The organism is Collinsella aerofaciens (genome assembly GCF_028209625.1).
In the GTDB taxonomy this organism is placed as follows: Bacteria; Actinomycetota; Coriobacteriia; order Coriobacteriales; family Coriobacteriaceae; genus Collinsella; species Collinsella aerofaciens_AM.
Genome location: NZ_JAQLDU010000043.1, coordinates 1 through 1,479, shown reverse-complemented (window position 1 = coordinate 1,479; position 1,479 = coordinate 1). Strand labels below are relative to the sequence as shown.

At 61.9% G+C, this 1,479-nt stretch carries 1 protein-coding gene; it reads left to right on the top strand.

Going from position 1 to position 1,479, the window contains the following annotated elements:
* Positions 1 to 51: 51 nt before the first annotated feature.
* On the top strand, positions 52 to 1,479 hold a 1,428-nt coding region (locus PMW70_RS09675), incomplete at its 3' end, for an ATP-binding cassette domain-containing protein (protein ID WP_271744735.1).

Here is a 1,479-nt window from a genome sequence, read left to right as displayed (position 1 = left end):
GCCTTTTCCGTCCCCATTGCGTTCAATTCACCCATCTACGGGCCCTTCTTTATGAAACAGGGCATGCAGAGCTTTGTCGACGCATTCAATACGCGCGCGCCCCAGGCCAGCGGCACAGACCTATCTCCAGAGCAGCAAAATGACGCGGAGCTTGCAAGATACGCGAACGCCGCCCTTGCCGCTCAAACCGACGCCGCCTTTCTCGATTCTGCCGAGAGCTACTACGCGCTCATGGGCGAAGGCTTCCAATCCGGGTCCATCGTGGGAGACCGAGAGACCAATGACGCAGCGCTCGCATATTGCCGTGCCCTGAGCAGCTCCGGCATCACGGATATCCCGGCCTCCGCAAACGACCTGCCATTCCTTTCCTTCCTGCCTTACGCCATTGCCACGGCGCCGTCTTTCCTTCCCTTCATCCCCTTCCTTCTCTCGTCGATACTCGTGCTCGGCGCCACAAGGCCCGGGACCCTGGCGGCAAAGGCGCCCGCGCCCAAATTCCGGCGCCTTATCCAGATCGTGTTTTCGATAATCGCCGCGGGGACCGCGATGCTCCTCGCCGGCCTCGCACCCGGGGGCATTTACGCCTTGGCCCTAAACGGCTTCGGGCAAATTGGGTACCCGATCGCCTTCTTCCATGACGGCGCGCTTGCCACCACGACCGCGGGAAACGTCTTCACAGCCCTGCTTCTCGCGCTGCTTGCGGGCGGAACCTTGATATCCGTTTGCTCCGCCGTCCTATCGACCGCAACGAGGCGCGTCCTCGCGGGCCCCCTTACCTCCGCGCTGCTTGTCGCGGCCCCGGCATTCCCGTTACTGTCCGATTCGGCACTAGGGCATAATGCCGTGCTCGGGCTCCTGCCACTGCCCGTATTCTCGCCTATCGAGGCAACGGGTTACGTAGGATGCTTCCCGACAGAATTCATTGGCTCCGGTTCAGGCAGCGCATCGATGCTTGCCGTGGCCCTGGCATACGTCGCGGTCCTTTTTGCGGTCGGCGCCGTTGCGACACGTTCCCCCAAACAGCCTGGACCCGCGAAAAAGCGCCATGGGCTCGAGCTTCTGGACGCGAGCGTGGGATACGGAAGCACGACGATACTTTCAATCGGGTCGCTTTTCCTGAGCCCGGGAACGGCGGCGGGCCTCGTTGCTCCCAACGGCTCGGGGAAAACCACCCTTCTTGAAGCGCTGTCGGGCCAATTTCCCACCCGCATCCGCTCGGGAAGCCTGGCGGCAGACGGAATCAGCCAACGTCGATCAGCCGAATTTGCAGAACTCGTCTACCTGAGCTCTTCGGGCGGCGCGGATCTCTACCCCACGCTATCGGCCCTCGAGCACCTTGCTTTCGTTAGGGAGGCGTGGAAATCGGCCGCCGACATCGACTCGCTCTGCAGCTCCCTCGGAATCTCCCCATATCTCGACAAGCCGACCCGTAAACTCTCGACAGGAATGAAGCAGCAGGTAAAGCTTGCCATGGCGATA